Consider the following 17,892-nt stretch of genomic DNA (forward strand, 5'->3'; position numbering starts at 1 on the left):
CACGCATATAGGCGAAAACCGGGCGCGGCGCCAATGCCAAGCAGCGAAGCTGCGACATTCCCGCGCGGGGCGCAAAAATAGCTGAAACGCGACAAAAAAGAGCGCGTTGTGTCGGCTTTCATATTCGGATAATGTGAGCCGTCGCCTTTGTAAGGCGACCGCTGGCTTGTCACTGGCCCCCAAAGACGCTACGACCGCGCATCGTTGCGGTCGGACCACCCTGAACCCCGCTCCCTGGTCAAACGCCCGGCGCGGACCATATCGGAGGAGCCGCGGCCGACCCCATGGACTTTCTCAAGCCCCGGTTGATCCCAATGAACCGCCGTCGCCGTATCTACGAAGGCAAGGCCAAGGTCCTTTACGAGGGCCCGGAGCCTGGCACGTTGATTCAGCATTTCAAGGACGACGCCACCGCCTTCAACGCCAAGAAGCACGAGGTGATCGACGGCAAGGGCGTCCTGAACAACCGCATCTCGGAATATATCTTCCAGCATCTCAACAATATCGGGGTGCCGACGCATTTCATCCGGCGGTTGAACATGCGCGAGCAGCTCATCCGCGAGGTGGAGATCGTCCCGCTGGAAGTCGTGGTGCGCAACGTGGCCGCCGGCTCGCTCGCCAAGCGCCTCGGGCTCGAGGAGGGCACGCAACTGCCCCGCTCGATCATCGAGTTCTATTATAAGAACGACGCGCTCGACGATCCGATGGTCTCGGAAGAGCACATCACCGCCTTCGGCTGGGCGACGCCGCAGGAAATCGACGACATCATGGCGCTGGCCATCCGCGTCAACGACTTCCTGTCCGGCCTGTTCCTGGGCGTCGGCATCCGCCTCGTCGACTTCAAGATGGAATGCGGCCGCCTCTGGGAAGGCGACATGATGCGCATCGTCGTCGCCGACGAAATCTCGCCCGACAGTTGCCGCCTGTGGGACATCAAGTCCAACGACAAGCTGGACAAGGACCGCTTCCGCCGCGACCTCGGCGGGCTGGTGGAGGCCTATACGGAGGTCGCTCGCCGGCTCGGCATCATGCAGGAAGGCGAGACGGTCCGCGTCGGCGCCCCGAAGCTGGTGCAGTAAAAAGCTCCTCGAAGAGAGGAGCCCGAGAGGACGAAATGGGCGTTCCTTTCCTCGATCCCGGACCGATGAACGCGGAGGATTTCTTCGCGTTCACGGTCACGCGCCCCGACGACGAAAAGTGGGAGCTGATCGACGGGGAGCCGGTCTTGAACGCATCCGCCAGTTTTTTGCATCAGATCATTGCTAGAAACCTGATCGTCCAGCTCGACCAGATCGCTCGGGAAACACGGCAAGCTTGGGTGGCTGTTCCTGGAATCGGCGTGCGCATCGCCCCGACCAGCGTCCCCGTTCCCGACGTCGTCGTGCGTCCCGGGAACAATCTGACTTCGGTCGAATGCGCCGACGCCATCGTCGCATTCGAGATTTTATCTCCCTCGACGGCGAACCACGACCTGCGCTGGAAGCGCCGGGCCTATCCGACGCTGCCTTCGTTACGGCATTATGTCGTCGTCGCGCAGGACGCGGTCGAGGTCGTTTCCTACGACCGCGCCAATAATTTCATCGAGCGCCGCTTCGAATCGGCCGACGACGCGCTCGACCTGCCGGTCATCGGCGCGCGTCTGACCTTGCGAGACATTTATCGGGACACGGGCCTCTTATAGCCGCCTTCCAATCGAGAGGCGCAGCCGCTTGCCCTTTGCGCGCAAGGCCGCTAACCGTGGGCCAATCCCGAATGGAAACCGAGTCCCATGAAAGCACGCATCGTCGTCACCCTGAAAAACGGCGTCCTTGATCCGCAAGGCAAGGCGATTGAGGGCGCGTTGAAATCGCTCGGCGTCGAGGGCGTCGCGAGCGTGCGTCAGGGCAAGGTGTTCGACGTCGAGATGGCGGGCGCGGACCCCGTAAGCGCCAAGGCGCAGCTCACCGCCGCCTGCGAGAAGCTCCTCGCCAACACCGTCATCGAGAACTACCAGATCGATTTGTGACACACTCACCCGTCATTGCGAGCGCAGCGAAATAATCCAGGGCCATGATGGCGCTCCTGGATTGCTTCGCCTTCGGCTCGCAATGAGGCCGCTATAGGAAATAGAAGATGAAAGCCGCCGTTATCGTCTTCCCCGGCTCCAATCGCGAGGGCGACATGGCGCGCGCGCTCGAACGGGCCGCCGGGCGGAAGCCCGACATGCTCTGGCACGCCGACCATGAGCTGCCGGCGGGCACGGACCTCGTCGTGCTGCCGGGCGGCTTCTCCTATGGCGATTATCTGCGCTGCGGCGCCATCGCCGGCCGCGCCGCCATCATGGAGGCGGTGCGGGCGCACGCCGCGCGCGGCGGCCTCGTGCTCGGCGTCTGCAACGGCTTTCAGATTTTATGCGAAAGCGGCCTGCTGCCCGGCGTGCTGATGCGCAACGCAAATCTGCGCTTCGTCTGCAAAATGCAGCATCTCGCCGTCGAGCGGAACGACACGGCCTTCACCCGCCATTACGCCAGGGGCCAGGTGATCGAAGTCTGCATCGCCCATGGCGAGGGCAATTACGAAGCCGATGACGCGACGATCGAGCGGCTCGAGGGCGAAGGGCTCGTCGCCTTCCGCTATTGTGACGCAGGCGGCGTCGTGGGCGGCGCGGCCAATCCCAACGGCTCCCGCAACGACATCGCCGGCATTTTCTCCGAGAAGCGGAACGTCCTCGGCCTGATGCCGCACCCGGAAAATCTCATTGACCCGCTCGTCGGCGGGGTTGACGGCCGGGCGCTGTTCGAAAGCCTCGCCGCGGCGGCTTGATCCGCCGACGCGCAGGCTCCAAGGGCTGGACGACCGCGCCTTGAAAGTTAAGTGGATGGCTCCAAGGGGGCCGGAAGCCGAGAGGGAGCGTGACCATGAGCTATATAGACGGCTTCGTCATTCCCGTGCCGAATGACAAGAAGGACGACTATCGCAACGCGGCCGAATGCTTCTGGGCCATGCTCAAGGATTTCGGCGCCCTCCGTGTCGTCGAATGCTGGGGCGACGACGTGCCGGACGGAACCGTCACCGACTTCAAGCGCGCCGTCGCGGCGCAAGCGCAGGAGAACGTCGTCTTCTCCTGGATCGTCTGGCCGTCGAAAGAAGCGCGCGACGCGGGCCATCTGAAGATGAAGGACGATCCCCGCATGAAGGATCTCTCCATGCCCTTCGACGGCAAGCGCATGATCTTTGGCGGCTTCGCGCCGCTCCTCGATCTCGGCAAGGAATAATCAGCGCCGCCGCGCCGCCTTCGCCACCCGCCACAGCGCCCGCTCCGCCTCCATCCGCGCGCTCGCGGCGTTGGCGCGGGCGCGGGTCTGGGCTTCGCGCAAAGGCTCGATGAGCGCTTGCAGCCGCGCCGCGGTCCAGGCCTTGAGCTGCTCCTCCATCAGTGCGCGATGCATGAATCCGAAGCCGGCGCGGAAGAGCGCGTTGACGCCCACATCCGTGCGCCCGCCCTCGCGCTCCATCGCGGCGCGCGCCCGATGCAGCGCCACGGCGTAGCGCAGCGCGCCGAACAGAACCGAACCGGCGTCGCCGCCTTGCGCGAAATAGGCGTCGAGCGTTTCGCCCGCCTCGCCGGCAAAGGCCGCCGCCACCACGCGGTCGGAGGCGATGCTCGACGCATGCGCCACGATCGCCTCAACATCCGCGGCCTCCACATGCTCGCGCCCGCGCATATACAGGATGAGCTTGGAAAGCTCGGCGCGGCTCATGAGCCTGTCTTCGCCGAGCGCCGCAAGCAGCAGCGCGCGCGCTTCCGGGCTCGCGACGAGATTGGCCTCCTTCAGGGTGCGGTCGACCAGCGCGTGAATGTCCTGCTCGGTGTCGGGCTGGCACTCGATCCCCGCGCCCTGCTTCGCGCCCTCGACAAGCTTGCGCAGCGGCGCGTCCTTCTTCAGCGCGCCCGCCGTGAGCACCACGGCGCAGGCGACGGGCGGCGCCGAGATGAGAGACGTGACGGCGGGGATGACCGACTTCGCGCCCGTTTCGACAAGAATGGCGCGCCTGCCGCCGAAAAGCGGCTGGGTGTTCGCCTCGTCCAAAAGCGTCAGCGGATCGGCCGATACCGCGTCGCCGGAGAGCTCCACAAATTGAAAGGGGTCATGTCGATCATCCACGCGCTTGTTGACGATCGCCAAAGCGCGCTCGCGCACCATGCCGGCGTCGGCGCCGTGGACGAGGAAGAGAAAGACGCTCTCCGGCGGAGAGGCGACGAAGCGTTCGGCGTCGCGGCTCGAGATAACAGCCAAGGCTCAGCTCATATCCCGAAGAGAGAAGAAGCGGCGCCGCCTCCCACCCTTTATCCCTTCCCACAAGGGGGAGGGAGGCGGTTCGCGCCCAAATTTGCCGAAACCGCAACGCAAGCCGGCGATCACGAACGGCGCCGCGCAATCCCTCCCCCGCAAAGCGCGGGGAGGGATGGGGGCGATTCAGCGGCGACAGCCTCTCTCATCAATCAGCCTCTCAAAGCGTCAGCGCGGCGTTAGGGTCGCGGCCGGCCCCCGCGTCGCCATCTCCGTCGCGACGCGCGTGCGGATCGAATCCGCGATCACCTTGGCGTCGCGGATCTCCGCGTCGCGCGCGGCGCGGACATTGGCGAAGCGGTTCGAGAAACGGTCGTAGCTCACAATGTTGAAGGCCGTGCCCCGGGTCACTTCCACATTCTGCGGCCAGGTGACGAGACGGTAGTCGGCGTCGGCGATGACCGTGGCCGAGGTCGCTCGGCCCGTCACCGTATCGAGGATCGGCGTCTGCACGCGCTCGCGCAGCGTGACGCTGAGGCGATAGCGCGGCTGCACGGTGGAGCCCGTGCCATTGAAGCCGTAGATCAATTCGTTGCGGACATAATGGCCGATGCGGCCGGGGATTTCGTCCACCTCAATCGCCTGCAGCTCCGAGGCGAGCGGCGAATTGTCGAGGCCGCCATTTACGCCATAGAGCGGCTCGATGCAGCCTGCGAGCGGAAGGGCCGACGCCAAAACCGTGAGCGCGCAAAGGAAGCGCAAGCCTCTCAACCCCTCATGCTGAGGAGCGCCGGAACGGCGCGTCTCGAAGCATCTCGACATAATTCCTCGCCCTTCGAGACGCCCGCCAAGCGGGCTCCTCTGGGTGAGGAAATCCGTCGCCGCACGGCTCGCCCTGCTAAACGACCACATTGACGATCCTCTTCGGCACGAGAATGAATTTCTTGAGCGGCTTGCCTTCGATGGCGCGGATCACGCCATCTTGCGCCAAAGCCACTTTGCGAATCGTTTCCTCGTCGGCGTCATGCGCCACCAATATCTCCGCGCGCTTCTTGCCGTTCACCTGAACCGGCAGGACGATCATGTCCTGCGCGACGAGCGCGGGATCGGCTTCCGGCCACGGCGCTTCGGATACCAGCCCTTTGTGACCGAGATCGGTCCAACACTCCTCCGCCACATGCGGCGTCATAGGCGCGACAAGGCGGGCGAGCGCGTCGGCCGCCTCGCGGAAGGCGAAAGCAAGATCGGCGGAAACGGGCGCCTCCGTCACGGCGTCCAGCGCCGCCGTCAGCTCGTTCACATATTCGCGGATGCGGGCGATGGCGCTGTTGAAGCGCAGGCGCTCGATGTTTTCGCTCACCTGAGCGACGGTCCTGTGCGTCGCCTTGCGGATTTTCAGCGCCTCCGGGTCAAAATCCGATGGCGCTTCCGCGCCCACCGGCGCGGCGACGCGGCCCAGCTCCCCGGTGATGCGCCACAGGCGCTGCACGAAGCGCCACGCGCCCTGCGCGCCTTCGTCGGACCAGATCACGTCGCGGTCGGGCGGACTGTCGGAAAGCACGAAGAGGCGGGCCGTGTCGGCGCCATAGCTCGCGACGATGTCGTCGGGGTCGACCGTATTCTTCTTCGACTTCGACATCTTCTCGATGGGGCCGATATCGACCTCGGCGCCGGTGTCCAGCAGGAAGGCGCGGCGGCCGTTCCCTCCCGCCTCGATACGAATGGCGGCGGGCGAAACCCAGCCGTCCGGCCCCTTATAGGTCTCGTGCACGACCATGCCCTGCGTGAAGAGGCCGGCGAAAGGCTCGGCCACGGCCGCATGGCCCGAGTCGCGCATGGCGCGGGCGAAAAAGCGAGAATACAGGAGATGCAGGATGGCGTGCTCGATTCCGCCAATATATTGGTCGACCGGCAGCCAGCGTTTGAGCGCCTCGGGACTGGCCGGCGCGTCGGCGTTCAGCGGGTCCGTGAAGCGCGCGTAATACCAGGACGAATCGACAAAAGTGTCCATCGTGTCCGTCTCGCGGCGCGCCGGCTTGCCGCAGGAGGGACAGGGGACGTTCTTCCAGGTCGGATGGCGGTCGAGCGGATTGCCCGGCTGATCGAAGGTGACGTCCTCGGGGAGCGTCACCGGCAGGTCGCCCTCCGGCACGGGGACGGGGCCGCAGGTCTCGCAATGGACGATGGGGATCGGGCAGCCCCAATAACGCTGGCGAGAAACGCCCCAGTCGCGCAGCTTGTAATTGACCTTGCGCACGCCCTGCGGCGCGTTGAACAGCGCCGTCGTCTCCAGTCGGTTGGCGACCTCGCTCTTCGCCTGCTCGACGGTCAGGCCGTCGAGGAAGGCGGAGTTCACGAGCTCGCCGTCGGCGTCGAAAGCCTCGCCGCTCTGCACGATTTTCGTTTCCAGCTCGGCGGCGTCGACGCCCTCGGGGCTCACGACGACCTTGAAGCCGAGACCGTATTTCGTCGCGAAATCGAGGTCGCGCTGGTCATGCGCCGGACAGCCGAAAATGGCGCCCGCGCCGTAATCCATCAGGATGAAATTCGCGACATAGACCGGCAGGGTCCAGTTCGGATCGAAGGGATGAATGACGCGCAGCCCCGTGTCGAAGCCCTGTTTCTCGGCTGTCTCGATCGCCTCGGCCGACGTGCCGCCGCGGCGACATTCCTCGCAGAAGGCGGCAAGCTCGGGGTTTTTCTCCGAAGCGGCCTTCGCCAGCGGATGGTCGGCGGCGAGCGCCACGAACTTCGCGCCGAAGAGCGTATCCGCGCGAGTGGTGAAGACCTCGATCTCGCGCGCTTCATCGAGTGGCTGCGCCAGCGCGAAGCGCACCAGCATGCCTTCCGACCGGCCGATCCAGTTGCGCTGCATGAGGCGCACCTTGTCGGGCCAGCGGTCGAGCGTATCCAGCGCCTCGAGCAGCTCCACGGAATAGCTCGTGATCTTCAGAAACCACTGCGTCAACTCGCGCTGCTCGACGAGCGCGCCGGAGCGCCAGCCACGCCCGTCGATCACCTGCTCATTGGCGAGCACCGTGTGGTCGACCGGGTCCCAATTCACCTTGGATTTCTTGCGGTCGACAATGCCCGCCGTCAGGAAATCCAGGAACAGCTTCTGCTGATGCTTGTAATATTCCGGATCGCAGGTCGCGATCTCCCGCGACCAGTCGAGCGACAGGCCGAGCGTCTTCAACTGGGCGCGCATGGCCGCGATATTGGCGTAGGTCCATTCGGCCGGATGCGCGCCGGTCTGCGCCGCGGCGTTCTCGGCCGGCAGGCCGAAGGCGTCCCAGCCCATGGGATGCAGGACATCGAAACCCTTGGCGCGCATATAGCGGGCGATCACGTCGCCCATGGAATAATTACGCACATGGCCCATATGGAGGCGCCCCGACGGATAGGGGAACATCTCCAGCACGTAGTATTTCGGCGCCTCGGGCTTCGCCCCCGCCTTAAAGACTTCGCGCCCCTCCCAGGTCCTCTGCCAGCGCGGCTCGGCTTCGGCGAAATTATAGCGGTCGGGTCTCATGGAGGGCGGCTGTCCGATGGAAGGCGTTGGATTTTGCGCCTCTAAATGCCGGTCGGACGGGGGGATGTCAAAGGGAGACCCGCGCCTCTCCTGGATCAACCGCCAATTAGACCGCCCGCCTCGCCGCCGGTTTCGCCGCGAGTCCCATCGCCACCCAGCTCACGCCCTCGAAAAGCAGGTTCACGCCGAGGAACAGCCCCAGCACATAGAGCCCCGACGCCGGCCATTCCGCAAGGATAAGCACGCCGAGCAAAAAGCTCAGGGCGCCCGCAATGGCGATCAGCTCCCAGCGGCTGAGGTCCCGGAGTTCATAGGCCAGCACGAGCTTCAGGACCCCGCCCGCGATCAGCAGCCCGCCGACGAGCGCCGTGAGCGACATTGCGGCGAGGAACGGAAAGCGCGCGGCCGCCACGCCCGCCAGGAGCGTGATCGCGCCGACGGCGGCCCATAACGCCGCGCGGCCCCATGGCCGGATCTGAAAGGCGGTGACGATCTCCCACGCCCCCGCCACGACCATGGCGGCGGCGATATAGATGATGGCGACGAGCGTCGCCGCGAGGACGTTGAAGAGCGCGACGACGCCGCCGATGATGAACAGGACGCCCATGGCGACGATCCAGCCCCATTTGGCGCGGCAATGCGCCGTGTGGACGCCGGAGGGATGAGTGGGGAAGGCTTCGCTGCTGGTCATCATCAGTCTCCCGGGAGAGCCGCCTCGACGGCGGCGGAGGAGGATATCGGCACGCTAACCGCCGCCGCGGGGGATCGTTCCCCGCCGAGTGGCTTGATCCGCTTCTTGCCCTCGCGCGCCGGCGGCCTTAACCAGCGCTCATGACCATCATCGACCGCTATAACGACGCCAAAGCCGCCATCGCCCGCGCCGCGACCGATTGCGGGCGCGATCCCGCGAGCGTCACGCTCGTCTGCGTGACCAAGACCTTCCCGGCCGAGGACGTGGTTCCGCTGCTGGAGGCCGGCCATCGCGTCTTCGGCGAAAACCGCGTGCAGGAGGCCGCGGGCAAATGGCCGGGGCTGCGCGAAAGCTTTCCGGGGATCGAGCTGCATCTCATCGGACCCCTTCAGTCCAACAAGACGAAGGAGGCCGTCGAGACCTTCGACGCGATCCAGAGCGTCGACCGCGAGAAGATCGCGGCGGCGCTGGCGGAAGAAATAAAGAAGCAGGGCAAGCGCCCGCGCCTCTTCGTCCAGGTCAATACGGGCGCCGAGCCGCAAAAGGCGGGCGTGCTTCCCGAAGACGCCGACGCCTTCATCGCCGCCTGCCGCGAGAAATACGGGCTCGAAATTGCGGGCCTCATGTGCGTGCCGCCGGTCGACGAACAGGCCTCGCCCCATTTCGCTTTGCTCGCCGACATCGCCGAGCGCAACGGAATCAAGGCGCTCTCCATGGGCATGAGCGCCGATTTCGAGCTCGCGATCCAGCTCGGCGCAACCTATGTGCGCGTAGGGTCGGCGATCATGGGGGCGCGGGATTATTCGCAGTAATCCCACTGTCCCTTCTCTCCGCTTGCGGGGAGAGGGAGCGTTACCGCGCATTGATCGCGCGGCGGGAAAAGGCAAAATTGGCGTCATTGCGAGCGAAGCGAAGCAATCCAGAGCCTCATCGCGACTCTGGATTGCTTCGCTTCGCTCGCAATGACGGCGGTGGTTGTTGTTCCTCCCGTCGCGAATTCATCAGCGCGCGGCGATTATCGTTCCCCGCGAAAGCCTGGGCAGCAGCCGCGCCATATCCCGCGCCCGCAGCGCCACGCATCCGGCGGTCGGACCCAGATCCGCCGTCGCGACGTGGAAGAAAATCGCGCTGCCCCGTCCGCGCCGGCGCGGGACGAGATTATAGTCCATCACGCCCACGGCGTCGTAGAGCCTGTCCTTTCGCCACATTTCTTCGTGGCCGAGCCGCGAGGGCGCGCGCAGCGGGCGGTTATAGAGAAAGCTGCGCGCATCGTCGCACCAGACGTCATCCTTGCGCGTGAGCCGCCAGGGCATGCGCAAAGGCGCCGGCTTCCGCAGGTAGAACCGCAAGAGCCGCCAGCGCCCGGCCGGCGTCGCGCCGTCGCCCTCACGCTTGTTATGCGCGATCCCGGCGCGGCCCAGCGCGCAAGGGAGGACAAGCCCGCCGGCGATCAGCCGCCCCTCATGCGGCTCGCCGCCGATCCGCCGGGAGACGCGAAGGAGGGAGACGCCTGTTGCGCGCAGATCAGCCATGGACCAAGATCGCCTTTCGTCTTTCCCGCTTTCTTAGCAGAGTTCCGCCGACGCGATGATCCGCACATTGTTCGTCGCCGCCAGCCCCGGGCTCATGGCGAGCCTCGCCGAGCAATTCGAGGCGCTCGGGCGCTATGAGCTGCGCGAGATCGGCGCGGCGGCGCCCTTCGCCGCGCCTTGGCCGCGCGCCGCGCTGCTCGACGGCGCCTTTTGCGACGCCCCCGCCCTCGCCCGCCGCCTGCGCGCCGCCGGCTTTCCCGGCGCCGTCATTCTGGTCGGCGCCGACGCCCCGGAGGCGAGCGCGACGCTGCCCCGCCCCTTCCGCTTCGCCGATCTCCTCGCTTTGCTCGACGCGCCGCTCCCCGCCGCGCCCGAAAGCCGCGACGCGCGGCTGACCGAAAAGGAGGCGGCGATCCTGCATCGCCTCACGCAAGCCGGAGGCGCCATCATCTCCAAGGCGGCGCTGCTCGCCGATGTCTGGGGCTATGGCCCCAATGTCTCCACCCGCACGCTGGAGACGCATATTCACCGGCTGCGGCGCAAGATCGAGGCGGACCCGCGGCGCCCGCTCAGGTTGCTGACGGAAGAAGGCGGCTACCGTCTCGCGAATGCCGGGGAAGAAACTTCATCAAAGCCGGTTTCGCCATAATAAAGCGGCACTTCCGCAGTTTGTGAATCGCAAATGACGCTTGATGACGATATCGACAATCTCACCCGCATTCCGCTTTTCGCGATTTTCGAGGCAGGAGCCCTGCGCAATCTCGCCTTCGCCTCGGAAACGCGCCTGCTGCGCGCAGGCGACGCGCTGTTTCGAAGGGGCGAGGAGTCGGACGGCGGATATATCCTCACCATGGGGTCGGTCGGCCTCTCGCCGCATGACGACGGCCGCCCGCCGGCGCATATTCTCCATCCATGGGCGTTGATCGGCGAAATGGCGCTCGTCGCGCCCTCCATGCGTCCCGTGACCGCGCGGGCGCTGGAGCCGACGACCGTCCTGAAGATCGGCCGCGGCATTTTTCATCAGATTTTAGAGCAGCATCCCGCCACGGCCGCGCGCGCGCGCGATTTTTTCCGCGACCGGCTCGTCGATTTCTCGCGCCATGCGGCGGCGGGCCTCGCGCCCCGCGCGGACGATTCACGCTAAGCGGCGAAATGACGCCGGCCCCCTCGACTCGATCCGATTCAGGTTTAGATTAGTTTTATTGACGCGTGAGCTCGGCGGGCCAATTGCGTTGCGTCATCCTTTCGCCCGCTAACGGGAGGTATTAATGCGTAAGAGCCTGAAATTGGCCCTCACCGGCGCGCTGCTCGGCGCCATGACGGCGACCGCGATCCCCACTGAGACTCTGGCCGGACCCATGGGCGTGGCTCCGCCGTCCACCATCGGACTGTCGGCTCCGGTCGACAAGGTCTGGTATCGCCGTTGGGGCGGCGGCTATGGCTGGCGCGGCGGCTACGGCTATCGCCCCTATTACGGCGGCTATTACCGCCGTCACTATAATCCCGGCGCGGCGATCGCGGCCGGCGTCGGTCTCGGCCTTCTGGGCGCCGGCCTCGCGGCCTCGAGCAGCGGCTATTACGGCGGCTACTACCCCTATTACGACGGCGGCTACTATCCGTCCTATGGCTACGGCTATTACGGCTATCCGTCCTACGGCTATTGGGGCTGGTGAGACCGCCCGCACGGGACCACGTCACGGATGGCGGCGCGACCATGCGCCGCCGTTTTTTTAACGCCTGCCGCCTATAGATTCCGGCCGCACCGGGCGCCGCTTCGAGCGCTCCATTCGCGCAGAGGCAGGAATGGCGAAAGAGATCGCGACTACCCCCTACACCGACCAGCGGCCCGGCACGTCGGGCCTGCGCAAGAAAGTTCCTGTCTTCCAGCAGCGCCATTACGTCGAGAACTTCGTGCAGTCGATCTTCGACTGTCTCGACGGCTTCCAGGGTCAAACGCTCGTCGTCGGCGGCGACGGCCGCTACTATAATCGGGAGGCGATCCAGACCATTTTGAAGATCGCCGCCGCCAATGGCTTCGGCCGCGCGGTGGTCGGGCGCGGCGGCATTCTCTCGACGCCCGCCGTCTCGGCGCTCATCCGCTCCATCAAGGCCTTCGGCGGCGTCGTGCTCTCCGCGAGCCATAATCCGGGCGGACCCGACGGCGATTTCGGCATCAAATACAACGTCGCCAATGGCGGCCCCGCGCCGGAGAAGGTGACGGAGGCGATCTACGCGCGCACGAAGGAGATCGCCTCGTTCAGGATCGAGGAGGCCCCGGATGTCGATATCGACGCGATCGGCGTCTCGCAGATCGGCGCCATGTGCGTCGAGATCGTCGACAGCGTGGCGAACTACGCGGCGCTGATGCAGACGCTGTTCGACTTCGACCGCATTCGCGACGCTTTCCGCGCCGGCTTCGCGATCAAGTTCGACGCCATGTCCGCGGTGACGGGACCCTATGCCAAGGCCATTCTCGAAGACATGCTCGGCGCGGCGCCGGGCAGCGTGCTGAATGGCGAGCCCCTGCCCGATTTCGGGGGCCATCATCCCGACCCCAATCTCGTTCACGCCGCCCATCTCTATGATTTGGCCATGTCCGCGAACGCGCCCGATCTCTGCGCGGCGTCCGACGGCGACGGCGACCGCAACCTCATCATCGGCCGCAACCGTTTCGTCACGCCGTCCGACAGTCTCGCCATCCTCGCGGCGAACGCGCATCTCGCGCCCGGTTATAAAAACGGCGTTGCGGGCATTGCGCGCTCCATGCCGACGAGCGCCGCCGCCGATCGCGTCGCGGCGAAGCTCGGCGTCGACATTTACGAGACGCCGACGGGCTGGAAATTCTTCGGCAATCTGCTCGACGCCGGGCTGGTGACGATTTGCGGCGAGGAGAGCGCCGGCACGGGCTCGAACCATGTGCGCGAGAAGGACGGGCTTTGGGCCGTGCTGATGTGGCTCGACGTGCTCGCCGCGCGCGGGCGGAGCGTCGACGCCATCGTGCGCGAGCATTGGGCGACCTATGGCCGCAACTATTATTCGCGTCACGATTATGAAGAGGTGGACGCGAGCGGCGCCCATGCGCTGATCGAGACGTTGCGCGGCAAGCTGCCGACGCTGAAGGGCAAGACGTTCGGCGCGCTCGAAGTGAAGGAAGCCGACGATTTCGCCTATCACGATCCGGTCGACGGCTCGGACTCCAGGAATCAGGGCCTTCGCGTGATGTTCGCGGACGGCTCGCGCATCGTCTATCGGCTTTCGGGCACGGGCACCGCCGGCGCGACGCTGCGCGTCTATATCGAGCGCTATGAGCCGGACCCCGCCAGGCAGTTCATCGAAACGCAACATGCGCTCTCCGATCTCGTCGCGCTCTCGCGCGGCATCGCCGAGATCGAAAGGTTCACAGGGCGAGACGCGCCAACCGTGATCACCTGAGAGTTAAGCAAAAGCGGCTTTGCGGAAGCTCGTCGGATGGCGCTGGGGACAGGCGGAATCGCCTCATTCTCAGCGTGATCCGGTCTTACGAATCGATAAAGTCTCGCCTACAGTTACGGCCCCCGCCGTCAATCGGGAGTTCTTCAATGCGCAAGGTCCTCCTCGTCTTCGCAGCTATCCAAGCCTTCTCCTTCGGCGCGGCTCTTGCGCAAGACGATCAAGGCACGCCCGAGCAGCGCCGCGCATGCAAGGACGACGCCTATAAATACTGCCCCTATGACGTGCCGGACCCGGAGAAGACGGAAGCCTGCCTGCGCCGATATATGCGCGCCCTGAGCCCCGAGTGCCGCGCTCAGTTCGAAAAATAAGCCGCCCTCGCCTTCCGGCGTCCGACGCCGCTATAAGGACGTTCCGGCCGGGAGGGGAAAATGAACAAGGCGAGCGCGCATTGGGTGGAGCACGAATCGCGCGCGGCCATTCTCGCGGAATTGCACGCGCGGCCCTTCCTGCCGCTGCAGGTCCCGCGCCGCATCTATCACTTCGCTTTCGCGACGAACCATGAAGAGGCGACGGCCGACCGCGACGCGATAGAGGCGCTTGCGAAACTTGCGGGCGTCGAGGCGCCGGGGCCCGAAGCCAAGTTTCATCATTTCGATTTCGGCGCTTGGCGGCTGCGCTGGGAGCAGCATACCGAATTCACGACCTATACATGGGCCGCCGGCCTCGACGCCGAGACGCCCTTCCTGCGCCCCGATCCGCTGGCGAGCGGCGAGATCGAGTTCCGCCCGCCGGGCCGGCTCATCGTCGCGACGCATCTCAGCGTCGTCGATCGCGCGATCCCGCTCGACGATCTCGCCGGCATGTTCAATTCACAGAGCCTCTGCGTCGTCGGCCTCGGCAAGGACGCGGGCCACGCCTTCACCGATTTCGCGGCCGACTCCCACGGCTTCACGCGCATGGCGATCCGAATCCTGCATGCGCCGCCTTTGGAGGCGGGCCGTCTCGCGCAACGCCTGCTGGAGGTCGAGACCTATCGCAGCATGGCCCTGCTCGGGCTGCCGCTGGCGCGCGCCGTCTCGCCCGATCTCACGACAATGGAGGAGGAGCTCTCCGAGATCACGCATGCGCTCTGCCTGAGCGAGGCGCACAACAACCAGGATCTGCTGAAACGCCTCTCGGACCTCCTCGCGGCGAACGAGGCCCTCTCCACGCGCACGGCCTTTCGCTTCGGCGCAAGCCGCGCCTATCATAAGCTGGTCAGAAGCCGGCTCGATTTGTTGCAGGAAACGAAGGAGGGGCAGTATCCGACGATTTCGAGCTTCCTCAACGCCCGCCTCGATCCGGCGATAGAGACCTGCAACGCGGTGCAGGCGCGGCAGACGCGTTTCTCGACCGACGTCGCGCGCGCGACCAATCTCATGCGCACCGGCGTCACGCTGGAGATGGAGCGCCAGAACGGCGCGCTGCTCGACGACATGGTCCGGCGCACGCGGCTGCAAATGCGCCTGAACCGCATGGTTCAGGGCATCTCCGTCGCCGGCCTCGCCTATTATCTCGTCGGCCTCTTCGCCTTCGTCGCAAAGGGCCTGAAGGAGGCGGGCGTCCTTCCGCCGGCGCTCTCGGCCGATATGGTCGAGGCGGTTTCCGTGCCCTTCGCGCTTCTCTTTTCCTGGGCCTTCATGGCGCGCGTGCGCGTTCTCTCGAACCGCGCCGCGAAAGAGGAGCAGGTGGATTAGCCGAACTATTCCACGTCGAGCGGCGCGACGCCTTTCGGAGCGCCGTTTTCCCCCAGCGTGATCTTTTCGACCCGCGCCTCCGCGTCGGCGAGAAGCCTCTCGCAGCGCTCCTGCAAAGCCTTTCCGCGCGCATAGAGCCGAACGGACTCGTCGAGCGGCACGGAGCCCTTCTCCAGATCGCCGACAATGCGCTCCAGCTCGGCCATCGCCTTTTCGAAAGGCAGGGCGTCCACGTCGTCGGCCGCTTTCTCACTCTCTGTCATGGGAAAACCTTCTAGCCCAGCCATCCGCCCTTGGCTATGCGCGCCCGGCTCAGTGATCGTCCGGCTCCGCATGGCCGACAATGCGCAGAATCTCGGGATATTCCCCGCGCAGATGTCGCTCCAGCGCGTCCACCGCCTCATGCGCCGTCTCGACGGGCGCGCTGGGATCGACGGCGCAATGATAATTCACGACGAGGCCGCCCGCGGTCTCCCGCACGCGAATATCGTGAACATTGGCGATATAGCCCACCTGCCCGCTATAGCGGTCGAGCGCGGCGGCGATCTCTTGCGTCAGCTCGGGATCGACGTCGCGGCCGACGAGCACGTGCGGCGAAAGCGGCTCGATATGCGTCTCGATCTCGACGTCGACGCCGAATTCGTCGCGGATCGCGCTTTCGAAATCCGTGGCGATGGCGTGGGCGCGGCCCAGGGGCATGGCGCCGTCGAGCTCGATGTCGAGACCGATGGAGAGCCGCTCGCCGAGCTGCTGGACGATAATGTGATGGGCGGCGACATGGCGCCGGGCGGCGACGAGCAGGATGCGCTCCACCACCGTCTCGTCGTCGAGCGCTCGAGCGTCCGCGGTGACGGTGACGCGAGCATGCGGCGCCGCGGCGAGGATCGCGGCGGAGACCGCCGCTTTGATGCGCGCCGCCTGCTCGACCCGCAGCGTGCGGGCGACGCCGATGGTCGCGTCGCCGATGACCTCCGCCCCGGCGCTGCGCAGGCGCAGCTCGTCCAGCGTGATGACGCCCGGCGTATCGCGGATCGCGGCTTCGATCCGGGGCGTCAGATCGCCCGGCGCGGCGTCGAGCAGCGTGTCGATGGTGCGGCGGCCGAGCCGATAGCCCGCAATGGCGATGAAGCCGGCGACGCCGAAGGAGGCGAGCGCGTCGCCCTGCGGGAAGCCGTAATGGGCGGCGGCGACGCCGATCAGCGCCAAGACCGAGGAAACGAGGTCGCTCGCGAAATGCATGGCGTCCGCCGCGAGCGCGTCGCTGCGCTCTTCCCTGGCGATCTCGCCCAGCTGCCGCGCGCGCACGAAGTCGATCAGGATGGAGACGCCCAGCACGCCATAGGCCGGCCAGCCGGCGTCGATTTCGACCTCGGCCTCGCCCAGGCGGCGGACCGCCTCGCCGACGACGACGAGGGCGAGGCCGAAGAGCAGCCCCGTCTCGACAAGCGCCGCGAGCGCCTCATATTTTCCGTGTCCGTAATGATGCTCGGCGTCCGCCGGCTTTTCCGCCTCGCGCACCGCATAATAGGTCAGCGCCGTCGCGCCCGTGTCGACAAAGGCGTGGCCGGCTTCCGAGAGAAGCGCCAGCGAGCCGGACCAGAGCCCCGCGCCGAGCTTGGCGGCGGCGAGGAAGGCGCTGGCGGCGATGGAGGCCTTGGCGGCGGAGAGTTTTCGGCTGGCGCCGGCGGCGTCCAGCGCACGCGTCTCGGTCATGTGGCCTGTCCGGAACGATTGACGGGCGTTGCTTAGCGCGCTTTCCGCCCGCATGGAATTGCGCAAGCGGCAGGAAATCCCGCCGGGCGCTCGGGCGAACGACAATCTCGAAGGTTGCGCCCGCCGACTCCCCTTCGAAACCGGCTGTCGCCGGCAGGCTCCTTTGCAATGGAGCGCCCGCCGCCCGGGATGCTAGAATGGATCATCAAAAGGAGCTCCGGGATGAAATATCTGCATACGATGATCCGGGTCGGCGATCTCGACCATTCGCTGCATTTTTTCTGTGACATTCTCGGGCTCAAGGAAGTGCGCCGCACAGAGAACGAAAAGGGCCGCTACACGCTCGTCTATCTCGCGGCGCCCGCGGATGTCGAGGAGGCCGGTCGCAACGGCGCGCCGACGATCGAGCTCACCTATAATTGGGACGAGCGCGAATATGCCGGCGGGCGCAATTTCGGCCATCTCGCCTTCGGCGTCGACAATATATACGAGGTCTGCGACCGGCTGCAAAAGGCCGGCGTGACGATCAACCGACCGCCGCGCGACGGCCATATGGCCTTCGTGCGCACGCCCGACGCGATTTCCATCGAGCTTCTGCAGAACGGCAAGCCGCTCGAACCCGCGGAGCCATGGGCCTCGGCGCAGAATATCGGCGTATGGTGACGCTCTGGGCGCCGGCTCGGTTTGCGCCGCACAAGGCGCGATGCTGCACCTTTACTGTGCAGCCGCAGCGAAGAAATTTTCCTCGCACGGTGAAACTCTGGCCAGGGTGGCGCGTTGGAACGATACGGAGGCGCGGCACGGGCGCGCAGCGCCTCCTCCACGTAAATTCGTAACTGCTCGTCGCAACCCGGTCATGGGCGAATGATAGAGCGGTTCGCGAGCACAACTGGAGCCGCGATCCCGATCGCCGAAGCGCGACGGGACCGCAGCTCGATAGACGCGCCCGGGTCGCAAGACCCGCTTTTTTGAGCGCGAGCGGCGG

General features: G+C 65.9%; 20 protein-coding genes. 13 read left to right on the plus strand and 7 right to left on the minus strand.

The features are described from left to right. The first annotated feature begins 284 nt into the window (after nucleotides 1-284). The 5 genes from purC (at nucleotide 285) to ACV7JP_RS00360 (ending at nucleotide 3,254) form a co-directional block, all read left to right on the plus strand. Entirely contained in the window at nucleotides 285-1,079 is a 795-nt protein-coding gene (purC, locus tag ACV7JP_RS00340) for a phosphoribosylaminoimidazolesuccinocarboxamide synthase (protein WP_457797301.1), read from the plus strand. 35 nt (nucleotides 1,080-1,114) lie between these two features. After that, a complete protein-coding gene (locus ACV7JP_RS00345; protein WP_457797302.1) occupies nucleotides 1,115-1,681 on the plus strand; it encodes a Uma2 family endonuclease in 567 nt (188 codons plus the stop codon). A gap of 87 nt (nucleotides 1,682-1,768) precedes the next feature. Continuing rightward, on the plus strand, nucleotides 1,769-2,005 hold the full coding sequence (gene purS, locus ACV7JP_RS00350; RefSeq protein ID WP_457797303.1) for a phosphoribosylformylglycinamidine synthase subunit PurS: 237 nt from the start codon (nucleotides 1,769-1,771) through the stop codon (nucleotides 2,003-2,005). 107 nt (nucleotides 2,006-2,112) lie between these two features. After that, a complete protein-coding gene (gene purQ / locus ACV7JP_RS00355) occupies nucleotides 2,113-2,802 on the plus strand; it encodes a phosphoribosylformylglycinamidine synthase subunit PurQ (protein WP_457797304.1) in 690 nt (229 codons plus the stop codon). Nucleotides 2,803-2,897: 95 nt separating this feature from the next. Continuing rightward, nucleotides 2,898-3,254 (plus strand): DUF1428 domain-containing protein, encoded by a 357-nt coding sequence (locus ACV7JP_RS00360; protein ID WP_457797305.1) that lies wholly within the window; start codon nucleotides 2,898-2,900, stop codon nucleotides 3,252-3,254. Here the strand turns inward: ACV7JP_RS00360 and holA are convergent, their stop codons facing one another. The 4 genes from holA to ACV7JP_RS00380 form a co-directional block, all read right to left on the minus strand. Continuing rightward, complete coding sequence (gene holA / locus ACV7JP_RS00365; RefSeq protein WP_457797306.1) at nucleotides 3,255-4,277, minus strand: DNA polymerase III subunit delta; 1,023 nt, start codon at nucleotides 4,275-4,277, stop codon at nucleotides 3,255-3,257. Nucleotides 4,278-4,499: 222 nt separating this feature from the next. After that, nucleotides 4,500-5,093 (minus strand): hypothetical protein, encoded by a 594-nt coding sequence (locus tag ACV7JP_RS00370; RefSeq protein WP_457797307.1) that lies wholly within the window; start codon nucleotides 5,091-5,093, stop codon nucleotides 4,500-4,502. A gap of 76 nt (nucleotides 5,094-5,169) precedes the next feature. Continuing rightward, nucleotides 5,170-7,803, minus strand: coding sequence for a leucine--tRNA ligase (leuS, locus tag ACV7JP_RS00375; protein WP_457797308.1), 2,634 nt, complete (start codon nucleotides 7,801-7,803; stop codon nucleotides 5,170-5,172). 106 nt (nucleotides 7,804-7,909) lie between these two features. Next, nucleotides 7,910-8,497, minus strand: a complete 588-nt coding sequence (locus ACV7JP_RS00380; protein WP_457797309.1) for an HdeD family acid-resistance protein — start codon at nucleotides 8,495-8,497, stop codon at nucleotides 7,910-7,912. 137 nt (nucleotides 8,498-8,634) lie between these two features. Here ACV7JP_RS00380 and ACV7JP_RS00385 point away from each other — a divergent pair, with 137 nt between their 5' ends. Further along, nucleotides 8,635-9,306: a YggS family pyridoxal phosphate-dependent enzyme gene (locus ACV7JP_RS00385; RefSeq protein ID WP_457797310.1), complete on the plus strand. Its 672-nt coding sequence runs from the start codon at nucleotides 8,635-8,637 to the stop codon at nucleotides 9,304-9,306. Nucleotides 9,307-9,495: 189 nt separating this feature from the next. Here the strand turns inward: ACV7JP_RS00385 and ACV7JP_RS00390 are convergent, their stop codons facing one another. Continuing rightward, nucleotides 9,496-10,026: a L,D-transpeptidase family protein gene (locus ACV7JP_RS00390; RefSeq protein WP_457797311.1), complete on the minus strand. Its 531-nt coding sequence runs from the start codon at nucleotides 10,024-10,026 to the stop codon at nucleotides 9,496-9,498. Nucleotides 10,027-10,081: 55 nt separating this feature from the next. Between ACV7JP_RS00390 and ACV7JP_RS00395 the strand changes: the two genes are divergently transcribed. The 6 genes from ACV7JP_RS00395 to ACV7JP_RS00420 all read left to right on the plus strand — a co-directional run bounded on the left by ACV7JP_RS00395 (nucleotide 10,082) and on the right by ACV7JP_RS00420 (nucleotide 15,194). After that, on the plus strand, nucleotides 10,082-10,675 hold the full coding sequence (locus ACV7JP_RS00395) for a winged helix-turn-helix domain-containing protein (RefSeq protein WP_457797312.1): 594 nt from the start codon (nucleotides 10,082-10,084) through the stop codon (nucleotides 10,673-10,675). Between the two features lie 33 nt (nucleotides 10,676-10,708). After that, on the plus strand, nucleotides 10,709-11,170 hold the full coding sequence (locus ACV7JP_RS00400; protein WP_457797313.1) for a cyclic nucleotide-binding domain-containing protein: 462 nt from the start codon (nucleotides 10,709-10,711) through the stop codon (nucleotides 11,168-11,170). 124 nt (nucleotides 11,171-11,294) lie between these two features. Beyond that, nucleotides 11,295-11,699 (plus strand): hypothetical protein, encoded by a 405-nt coding sequence (locus ACV7JP_RS00405; RefSeq protein WP_457797314.1) that lies wholly within the window; start codon nucleotides 11,295-11,297, stop codon nucleotides 11,697-11,699. Between the two features lie 130 nt (nucleotides 11,700-11,829). After that, nucleotides 11,830-13,458, plus strand: a complete 1,629-nt coding sequence (locus ACV7JP_RS00410) for an alpha-D-glucose phosphate-specific phosphoglucomutase (RefSeq protein WP_457797315.1) — start codon at nucleotides 11,830-11,832, stop codon at nucleotides 13,456-13,458. Nucleotides 13,459-13,604: 146 nt separating this feature from the next. Beyond that, a complete protein-coding gene (locus ACV7JP_RS00415) occupies nucleotides 13,605-13,826 on the plus strand; it encodes a cysteine rich repeat-containing protein (RefSeq protein WP_457797316.1) in 222 nt (73 codons plus the stop codon). A gap of 60 nt (nucleotides 13,827-13,886) precedes the next feature. Next, a complete protein-coding gene (locus ACV7JP_RS00420; protein ID WP_457797317.1) occupies nucleotides 13,887-15,194 on the plus strand; it encodes a DUF3422 family protein in 1,308 nt (435 codons plus the stop codon). Between the two features lie 5 nt (nucleotides 15,195-15,199). Here ACV7JP_RS00420 and ACV7JP_RS00425 read toward each other — a convergent pair whose 3' ends face one another. Next, nucleotides 15,200-15,457: an exodeoxyribonuclease VII small subunit gene (locus ACV7JP_RS00425; protein ID WP_457797318.1), complete on the minus strand. Its 258-nt coding sequence runs from the start codon at nucleotides 15,455-15,457 to the stop codon at nucleotides 15,200-15,202. A 49-nt stretch (nucleotides 15,458-15,506) separates the two neighbouring features. After that, entirely contained in the window at nucleotides 15,507-16,907 is a 1,401-nt protein-coding gene (locus ACV7JP_RS00430) for a cation diffusion facilitator family transporter (protein WP_457797319.1), read from the minus strand. A gap of 222 nt (nucleotides 16,908-17,129) precedes the next feature. Here ACV7JP_RS00430 and ACV7JP_RS00435 point away from each other — a divergent pair, with 222 nt between their 5' ends. Beyond that, entirely contained in the window at nucleotides 17,130-17,570 is a 441-nt protein-coding gene (locus ACV7JP_RS00435) for a VOC family protein (RefSeq protein ID WP_457797320.1), read from the plus strand. Nucleotides 17,571-17,892: the final 322 nt, after the last annotated feature.

Source organism: Methylocystis sp. S23, from assembly GCF_054106005.1.